Origin of the sequence: Streptomyces sp. SM1, assembly GCF_002910825.1 — a bacterium.
GTDB lineage: Bacteria > Actinomycetota > Actinomycetes > Streptomycetales > Streptomycetaceae > Streptomyces > Streptomyces okerensis.
Genome location: NZ_NEUB01000698.1, coordinates 1 through 7,896 on the forward strand (window position 1 = coordinate 1; position 7,896 = coordinate 7,896).

9 protein-coding genes, 1 tRNA gene and 2 pseudogenes are annotated in these 7,896 nt (G+C 66.5%); 5 read left to right on the forward strand and 7 right to left on the reverse strand.

Features of this window, described 5'->3' with window-relative positions:
• The 4 genes and pseudogenes from B9S61_RS19525 to B9S61_RS40935 form a co-directional block, all read right to left on the reverse strand.
• Positions 1-296 (reverse strand): annotated as a pseudogene (locus B9S61_RS19525) (protein spdB); the annotation flags it as partial.
• On the reverse strand, positions 293-577 hold the full coding sequence (locus tag B9S61_RS19530; protein WP_103543414.1) for a DUF6303 family protein: 285 nt from the start codon (positions 575-577) through the stop codon (positions 293-295). The gene B9S61_RS19530 and the pseudogene B9S61_RS19525, both read right to left, overlap by 4 nt.
• Positions 565-843 (reverse strand): DUF6284 family protein, encoded by a 279-nt coding sequence (locus B9S61_RS19535; RefSeq protein ID WP_103543415.1) that lies wholly within the window; start codon positions 841-843, stop codon positions 565-567. Before B9S61_RS19535 ends, B9S61_RS19530 begins: the two co-directional genes overlap by 13 nt.
• 171 nt (positions 844-1,014) lie before the next feature.
• Entirely contained in the window at positions 1,015-1,182 is a 168-nt protein-coding gene (locus B9S61_RS40935; RefSeq protein WP_181007442.1) for a hypothetical protein, read from the reverse strand.
• A 1,186-nt stretch (positions 1,183-2,368) separates the two neighbouring features.
• Between B9S61_RS40935 and B9S61_RS19540 the strand changes: the two genes are divergently transcribed.
• Positions 2,369-3,376, forward strand: a complete 1,008-nt coding sequence (locus tag B9S61_RS19540) for a regulator (protein WP_103543416.1) — start codon at positions 2,369-2,371, stop codon at positions 3,374-3,376.
• Here the strand turns inward: B9S61_RS19540 and B9S61_RS19545 are convergent.
• Positions 3,360-4,148 carry an NUDIX domain-containing protein gene (locus B9S61_RS19545; protein ID WP_103543417.1) on the reverse strand — a complete coding sequence of 263 codons (789 nt, stop codon included), beginning with the start codon at positions 4,146-4,148 and terminating at the stop codon, positions 3,360-3,362. The two genes, B9S61_RS19540 and B9S61_RS19545, sit on opposite strands and share 17 nt — an antisense overlap.
• Before the next feature lie 383 nt (positions 4,149-4,531).
• Between B9S61_RS19545 and B9S61_RS19550 the strand changes: the two genes are divergently transcribed.
• The 4 genes from B9S61_RS19550 (at position 4,532) to B9S61_RS42445 (ending at position 6,718) form a co-directional block, all read left to right on the forward strand.
• A complete protein-coding gene (locus B9S61_RS19550) occupies positions 4,532-5,167 on the forward strand; it encodes a type II restriction endonuclease (protein WP_219819933.1) in 636 nt (211 codons plus the stop codon).
• A gap of 52 nt (positions 5,168-5,219) precedes the next feature.
• On the forward strand, positions 5,220-6,281 hold the full coding sequence (locus B9S61_RS19555; protein WP_103543419.1) for a DNA cytosine methyltransferase: 1,062 nt from the start codon (positions 5,220-5,222) through the stop codon (positions 6,279-6,281).
• Positions 6,282-6,336: 55 nt separating this feature from the next.
• Positions 6,337-6,411, forward strand: a tRNA-OTHER gene (locus tag B9S61_RS19560).
• 94 nt (positions 6,412-6,505) lie between these two features.
• Positions 6,506-6,718, forward strand: coding sequence for a hypothetical protein (locus tag B9S61_RS42445; protein WP_103543420.1), 213 nt, complete (start codon positions 6,506-6,508; stop codon positions 6,716-6,718).
• Positions 6,719-6,731: 13 nt separating this feature from the next.
• Here B9S61_RS42445 and B9S61_RS19570 read toward each other — a convergent pair whose 3' ends face one another.
• Complete coding sequence (locus B9S61_RS19570) at positions 6,732-7,388, reverse strand: SDR family oxidoreductase (protein WP_103543421.1); 657 nt, start codon at positions 7,386-7,388, stop codon at positions 6,732-6,734.
• Between the two features lie 136 nt (positions 7,389-7,524).
• Positions 7,525-7,896: pseudogene (locus B9S61_RS19575) on the reverse strand (hydrolase); the annotation flags it as partial.

Here is a 7,896-nt window from a genome sequence, read left to right on the forward strand (position 1 = left end):
GCCAGCCACGCCCCGACGGCATGGTCGGCAGTCAGCGCGTGCGCGACCAGCACACCGGTAGCGACGAAGCCGAAGGACCAGCCGACGGCGGTCACGGCCCGGTTGTGGTCACCCTGCGCGGCCAGACGGCGTTCGTAGGCGAGGGTGGCCAGCCATCCCCCGTCAATCCCGAGACCCACGACCAGAGCGACCAGCCACGGCATCGCGGTGCCCAGCCACATCACCACCACGGCCAGGGTGAGCACCATGGACACGGCCGTCATCGCGACGGCCGGAAGAACGGTCTTGGCCCTCATGCGGTGGCCCCTTCCTGCTCGCGCACGTCCACGGCCGCGATCAGCACGACCGGAGTGGAGTCGTCGCCGAGGTCCCGGCTGTCCTCGATCCAGGACCACACCGCGCCCGGTGCCACCTCGTAGCCGAGGGCGGCCAACACGCGGCGACGGTCGGCCACCGTGGGCACCGGCCCGCTGTCCTTCCACTGGAAGGTGGGCCACTCGATCTCGCCGTACACGACGACATACAGGCGCCAGACCTGGTCGGTCCGCAGCGCCATCTGCGCGGTCAGCGTCCCCATGCCGCACCCCTGGGAAGGGTCGCGCCGGCCGCCCGGTTGAGCAGCGCGATCCGCGCGGCGAGCGCGCGGCGGCGGGCCCGGCGGATGCGCCGGTTGTCCAGCTCGGTCGGGATGCGGTCCAGGGTGACGATGTGCGCGTCCAGCAGCTCGACGTCCGCCAGAACGACGGGCATCTCCTGCTCGATCGCGTCCAGTTCCGCGTTCGTCGGCTCCATGAAGTCCGCGAACGCCGTAACGGCGTCCTGAACAGTGACGATGTGGTCCATTGGGTCGTGTGTCCTTCCACAGGTGAACGGCCCGAACGCGGTCCCCGGGGTGCATCCCGGGGACCGCGCCGTTTCACGGGAAGACCGCGGATGCGGCCCGTGCCCCGGGCCGGTTTCGAACCGGCGCCGTCACGGCCCCCGCCACATGCGGGCGGGTCCGGGGCAGATCACCTACTTGCCGGTGACCGTCTTGCCAGAGGCGATGTGAGCGCCGCCCCGGGCGATTTCGGCGGTGGTGAGGTTGCGCTCTACCAGCAGCCGGCACACGTCACGGTCACCGCGCGCGGCCACAGCCGCGGCTACCAGGGCCTGTGCGCATTCCTTGTCGCTCTTGGACATGCCGTCGTTCCTCTCAGCGGGTGTTCGAACAGGTCGGGTAGGGGTGCGGGCCACGCGGACGCTTCGGAAGTTCGTCCTTCGTCTTCTCGTGCTCGCTGCGGGCCCTGGGCGTCTCGCGCGGGAACCGCGTCACCGCTGGCCGCCGCCCCGGCCCTGCTCGCTGCGCTTGTTGGCCTCCTTGACCCTCTTCGACAGCGCTTCGCGCTCCGCGTCTGTCAGACTCGTGAACACAGGTGCCTCCTATGCAGGTGCCTGTAATGCGCCGTCCGGAGTTGCCTCTCCGGGCGGCGCTTCGCGTGCGGAGCCCCTTCGACTCCCCGCGCTCCCACCCGTACGCCCGGCCTCACGCAGAGGCCGGAGCGGACAGGTAGGAGAGGCAGCCGGCCCGCAGCGTCAGCGCTGCGGAACCAGGGCACGGACCGGAACGCAGAACGGGTGCCGCCGTCCGGTCCGGACTCCAGCAGCACCCCAGGTATGTCGTCGGTTCACACCGAACCCCCATGCATCGCAGGGAATCGACTTGATCTCTCGCGGCTCCGAACGCGCCTTGCTCCGCCTCCCTTGGCCGGCGCGTCATTGCCGTGCCGCTCAGGCGTCACTCGCTGAACGGCGCTCCCATCCCTCGCGGGTGTCATGGACCGGGTGCAGCCCAATCACCGGGGGTCCCCGTGATCCGGGCCCTGGGACTGCGCCCGAGGGTCAGACCAGCGGCTTAGCCGATGACACCGATCGATCCGTGAAGACGACGGACTTTGACGTCCCCCCTGCCGCACGGACCGCGTGTAGGCGGGACCGGCGGGGTCATTCCGCGCACCAGGGACCGGAGCTAGCTCCGTAATTTGGTGCGCACCAGTAGATTGCATCTGGTGCGCACCAAAGTCAAGGTGGTTCGCCATTTCGGGTGGCGTTCGCTCCCTGTGGTGCCTCTCCAGAAGACCGCTCAGGACAGGGCCGCCGGTAGCCAACAGCGCTTAACAAGCGGCCTGTTAAGCCCTGTTGACCTGCGGCAATGTGCGGCATGCTGAGAGCAGCAGTGAGGGCACCTACCGCCGGACGGTGATCTGTGAGCGCAGGACTTCGAAGTGCGCGGACGGCGCGCGGTTGGTCTCAGGAACGACTGATTCGAGAGATCGAGCAGTTCGCCCGGCGGAACGTCACGGACGTTGCCTCTACGGCGAGCCTGCGGGTGTATGTGTCCGAGTGGGAGAACGGGAAGCGCACGCTCTCGGACCGGTACGCAGGCATCCTGAGGAAGCTTCTCGGTGTCACCGATGCGGAGTTGAGGGGAGCCGTACGGGCCCCGGTGGTCGCTTCCGCCGACGGCTACGACGAACTACTCAGCCGGATCGACGCGGCCGGCAGCGTCGGTGAGTCCATGGTTCAGGCGTTCAACGATCAGACCGAATTACTCCGCACCATGGACAGGCAGAGGGGCGCGGCCGGTCTGGTCGACCAGATGACCGGGCACCTTGCCGCTCTCGAAGAAGCCCTCAACTTTGCCGTGCTGCCGACCGCGCGCCGTCCCGTCGCGCTCGCCCTCGCGGGTGCGTCGACCCTCGCGGCCTGGCAGGCCATCGACTCCGGAGCGGTCGAACGAGCGTGGCGGCACTACGAACTTGCGAAGCGGGCCGCGCGTGACGCTGAGGCTCCGATGTATCTCGCCCACGCGATGGCGGAACAGGCGTACGTGCTCTGTGAAGCCGGGCGGCCCGCCCTCGGGGTCGACCTCGTACGCGACGCGCGACGCACCGTCGGCCAGTCGGGTTCCGCCCGGTTGCGGGCATGGCTGTACGCCGCCGAAGCGGAGTTGTGCGCGTACGCCGGCCTGCCGGATGACTCCCGACGCGCGCTCGATGCGGCCCTGGCCGTCATCCCGCCGGGCCCGGACGACAGGGACCCTGACATGCTGAGCATCTTCCTGAACGGCACCCACCTTGCCCGGTGGCACGGCAACGTCCTTGCCATGCTCGGTGACGGCGACGCGGTCACGCGCCTGTACGGAGCGCTGGAAGACATGGATCCGTCGTTCGTCCGGGCACGCGCCGGACTGCACACGGACCTGGCTCAAGCGCACCTCACGCGAGCCGAGTACGACGACGCCGACACCCATCTGAGGCAGGCCCGGCTACTGTCGGGCCGCACCGGATCGGTGCGGCAGCGCCGTCGCGTCGACATGCTCAGCGCGCGGCTGTAACCCCCTGCGCGCGCCGGTTAGCCAGGATGTGCAGCAGGGCAACGAGGGTGCCGGACCCCATCAGCTCACCCCGGGCCATGAGCCCCGGAATGTCGGCGAGGGGTACCCACTCGATGTGGCTGGCTTCCTCCAGGTCAGTCGGTTCGCCAACCTTTTCCGCGCCGTGACCGACGAAGATCTCGTGTGGCGAGTCGACCATGCCGACCATGGGCTGATAGCTCACGACGTGTTCCAGCGCCTTCGGGCGCCACCCGGTCTCCTCGACCACTTCCCTCAGCGCCGTGTCCGCCGGTTCCTCGCCATCGTCCACGATGCCGCCCGGGAGCTCCCAGCCGAACTGTCGGGGTACGAAGCGGTAGCGCCACATCATGAGCACGCGGTCCTGATCGTCCAGAACGGCGGTGACGGCCACGTGATGCAGCTTCACGACGTGGTGCTCAAACGACTTCATGCCGGGCGGTTCCACGTCCCAGAGCTGAAGCTTCACCCAGCGGTTGTCGTAGAGGTCGCGCTCACCATAGATGCGCCAGGGCTCCACTCCTTCGGGCCGTCTGACGCTCACAGTGCCGGGGATTCGGTACGAACTGCGGCCCCGTACCTCCAACGCACCTTCGGCAACGAGACGGGCGAGCACCTGACGCAGCGCGGTTCGGCCGATGCCGAGTTCTTCAACCAGCGTGCGTTCCGATGGGAGCTTCTCGCCGGGGGCGTATGTGCCCGCTGCCAGTCGCTCCCGAAGCGTCTCGTAAACCTTGGTCGTTTTCGGTCCCATTTGCGGAGCACTCTCCGTTCTGACGTGGTGCGTACCAGTCTACCGGCCACAGTTACGGCTAGTTCAGCTGTCGAACACCAAGAAGGTTCTCCATAAAACCTGACAAACTATCGCAAATCTCCCAACGGAAAGTAATAAGGCGGTGTTCTCTCACCCTTCTCCATGCCAGCATGGATCTTGTGACGAGTGCATCTAGTGCTACTGAAGAATGGCTGCGCAACGTATGTGATCGATATACGTTCGACGTCAGAGGTGTCCTCCGGACGGATAGTCCGCATAGTTCTTGGCCGTTGACGGCAGGGAGTCCTGAGGAGCTTGAGCAGAAACTGCACTCGGGCGGGCACTTGTTGCCACTTCCTAAGGAGCCTGCGTCCCTTGCCAATGTGATTGAAGTCTCGCTTGTCGACTTCATCATTTCTGCGGCCGAGGAAACGGATGGGATTTCATATAAGCGTGGTACGGAGCGTGGATACCCGGACCTTGAATTGAGTGGATCTGTGCTCGGTGGCGGTCATCATGCCATTGACATTAAAACGGCCCGTCGTGGATTCACGGCGAGAGGGAAGCCGACAGGGCGGACCAATAGTCGCATCACTCTCTACACGGGAAACACTTACTTCAAGTATCCGCACTTGAAGTGGCCGGGGACCTTCCGGCGCTTCGATGAGTACAAAACTCACCTCGACGTTCTTGTGATCTATACGCTGAACGAGCAAGCGGCCTGGCGCGTGGACGACCTAGAAACCATCGTCCAGGAGCCTTGGCGTATTGCGAGTAAACAGCGGTCATCGACAACCCGCGAATATATTGGCGCCGTCGAGAGCATCGAAGACCTGCGCGCCGGCGTTGGAGAGTTTCCTGACGCGCGGAGCTTCTATAAATACTGGCGCGCTTATCAGTTCAAAGTGAGCGCTCAGGTGAGTAAGCAGCTTGACAGGCTCGTAGCCCAGCAGACCGAGGAGCTGGCGCGGCTGAGGGGAGTCGCCGGTCTGAGTGATGAGGGTAACGCGTCTGTGTAGATGGGTGCGATCGTCTAACGCCTCGTGAGGCCTCTGTGGCAGACTACGCCTCATGGACAGTTCAAGGGTGGCGATCTCTCTCTTCTCCGGGGCTGGCGGCCTCGACCTTGGTGTCGAGGCCGCTGGTTTCGCGGTTCGTGCTGCAGTAGAGCGCAACAAGGACGCGGTCCTCACCATGGAGAAGAATTTCTCAGAATTGGCGACGCCGGTCATCCAAAAGGACATCCTCGAAACGTCCACGGAGGAGATTCTTGAGGCGGCAGGGCTGAAGGCGGGAGAGCGTCCTGACCTGCTCGTGGGGGGGCCACCATGCACGCCTTTCTCTAAGTCTGGGTTCTGGCTCGACTGGAAGAGGGCCGGTCTGGATCCAGACGCGAGCTTGCTCCAGGCATACACGCGCGTCTTGCGTGAAGCGAAACCGCGGGCGTTTATTCTTGAGAACGTCTACGCTCTGACGTATAACAACAAGGCGAGCCGCCCTGCTTTCGAAAGATTGCTCAAGGAGATCACTGAGGCTGGCTATCAGTATGAATGGCAGGTTCTGAACGCTGCGGATTACGGAGTACCTCAGTCACGTCCCCGGCTGTTTGTTGTCGGAGTGCCGCAGGGAGGAGTAATGCCCGTGCTGCCTAAGGCAACGCATACCGGCAAGTGGGAACGCCGATCCACTGGGACGGTAGGTGCCTTGCCGCACGTAACGACCGGCGAGGCGCTTGCTGATGTGCTGAGCGTTGAAGAGCCGGAGGAAAAGGTGGGCGGCCAATTCGGTCACCTGCTGCCCGAAATTCCGCCGGGTGACAATTACCTTTTCTATACGGAGAAGCGTAATCACCCGGCCCCGCTATTTGAGTGGCGCAGTAGGTACTGGTCCTTCCTGCTGAAGCTGGACCAGAACAAGCCGTCGCCAACTATCCAGGCTCAACCTGGTCCGTACGTAGGGCCGTTTCATTGGGATAACAGGCGGCTCCGTGTGCCTGAACTCAAGCGGCTTTTCACATTTCCCGACAGCTTTGAGCTGGTGGGCACGCGTTCCTCCGTACAAGCTCAGATGGGCAACAGTGTTCCACCGTTGTTGGCTCAGCGAGTGGCTGAGGAAGTCGCGAAGGTTCTGTAGGGGCGATCTGTGGGGCCAACGCGGGGCATTACGGCCACAGTTGGGGGTTCTCCCTGGCCAGTGGCAGTTGGTCGCGCAGACTGTAAATCTGCCGGCTCAGCCTTCCCAGGTTCGAATCCTGGCGCCGCCACACTGGGGAAGAAACCCCTTCCGGACTGCGGAAACGCAGTGCGGGAGGGGTCTCTTCGTGTTCGTGGGCGCCGGCTCCGGGGCAGACTGGCCGCATGTCGTCCCGTCGCCGTTCGTGTCCCGTGTGCCGTCGTGAGATCGCCGTCGTCGCCGGGCGGTACGCGCGGCACGACCCGCCCGGTGCGCGGGGGAGCGGGGAGCTGACGTCCTGCCCCGGGTCGCGCCGGCAGGCTGCGGTCGGGCCGGAGCAACCGTCGCTGGACGGTTACGCGGTGCCGGAGTTTCCGGGGCAGATGTCTCTCTTCTAGCGGCCGGCGGCGCTCAGTTGCCCGCCACCGACTTCACGGCCACCGACGCCGGCGCGGTGCCGCTGACCAGTTCCAGGGTCAGGCCGGCCGTCGCCGGCGTGTCCACCAGTTCCGCCAGTACGGCCGCCACGTCGTCGCGGGGGACCGGGCCGGGACCCGTGTGGGCCTCCAGACGGACCAGGCCGGTGCCGGCGTCGTCGGTGAGCCGGCCCGGGCGCAGGATCGTCCAGTCCAGGGCGTCCAGTCCGCGTACGTACGCGTCCGCCTCGCCCTTGGCGCGCAGGTACACGTCGAAGACCTCGTCGCCCTCGTGGGCCGCGTCCGCTCCCATGGACGACACGATCACGAAGCGCCGTACGCCCGCGCGGACCGCCGCGTCGGCGAAGGTGACCGCCGCGCCCTTGTCCACCGTCTCCTTGCGCTCCACTCCACTGTTCGGGCCGGCGCCCGCCGCGAACACCACCGCGTCCGCTCCCTCGAGCCGTGCCGCGGCCTCTTCCACCGACGCCGACTCCAGGTCCAGGACGACCGGTTCGGCGCCCAGCCGGCGCAGTTCGTCGGCCTGTTCGGGTTTGCGGATGATGCCTGCCGCCTCGTCGCCGCGCGCGGCGAGCAACCGCTCCAGCCGCAGCGCGATCTGACCATGACCACCAGCGATGACAATGCGCATGTCTTCGACCGTACGCCGGAGCGACCGCATCCGCGCCGTGACTCCCACGACGCGCCGAGCACGCCCGCCCGCCACCCGGCGGAGCCGGCCGCCCGCACCCACCCGGCCGAGCGCGCAGGCGCGCCGCCACAGTGCCTTACGCGGGCCCCCGTGCCTGACGGGGCAGGCCCGGTGCCGCCGTGCCCGTCGAATCGCGGTACTCCCGTACCGCACTCGTCCGTGCCACCACCCGCCCCCCGTGGATGACGATCCGGCTGTAGGCCGGCGACAGCGCGTCCGGGAGGCCGGCACCGCGGACCGCCAGGAGTTCGGCCGGGAAGCCCGCCTCCACGCGCACCTCGGGCAGTCCCAGAGCCGCCCGCGCCGACGTGCTCACCGTCGCATAGGCGTCCTCGGCGGACAGTCCCTGGCACGAGGCCAGCAGGTATGCCGCCTCCAGCGGATCGCCGCGGCCCACCGGGTTCGACACGTCCCTCAGGGCACCGCTCCCGGCGGCCACCCGCACCCC

Coding starts and splice junctions, on each gene's coding strand:
- B9S61_RS19530 (WP_103543414.1), bottom strand. CDS start 577: ATGGGGACGCTGACCGCGCAGATGGCGCTGCGGACCGACCAGGTCTGG.
- B9S61_RS19535 (WP_103543415.1), bottom strand. CDS start 843: ATGGACCACATCGTCACTGTTCAGGACGCCGTTACGGCGTTCGCGGAC.
- B9S61_RS40935 (WP_181007442.1), bottom strand. CDS start 1,182: ATGTCCAAGAGCGACAAGGAATGCGCACAGGCCCTGGTAGCCGCGGCT.
- B9S61_RS19545 (WP_103543417.1), bottom strand. CDS start 4,148: ATGGGACCGAAAACGACCAAGGTTTACGAGACGCTTCGGGAGCGACTG.
- B9S61_RS19555 (WP_103543419.1), top strand. CDS start 5,220: ATGGACAGTTCAAGGGTGGCGATCTCTCTCTTCTCCGGGGCTGGCGGC.
- B9S61_RS42445 (WP_103543420.1), top strand. CDS start 6,506: ATGTCGTCCCGTCGCCGTTCGTGTCCCGTGTGCCGTCGTGAGATCGCC.
- B9S61_RS19570 (WP_103543421.1), bottom strand. CDS start 7,388: ATGCGCATTGTCATCGCTGGTGGTCATGGTCAGATCGCGCTGCGGCTG.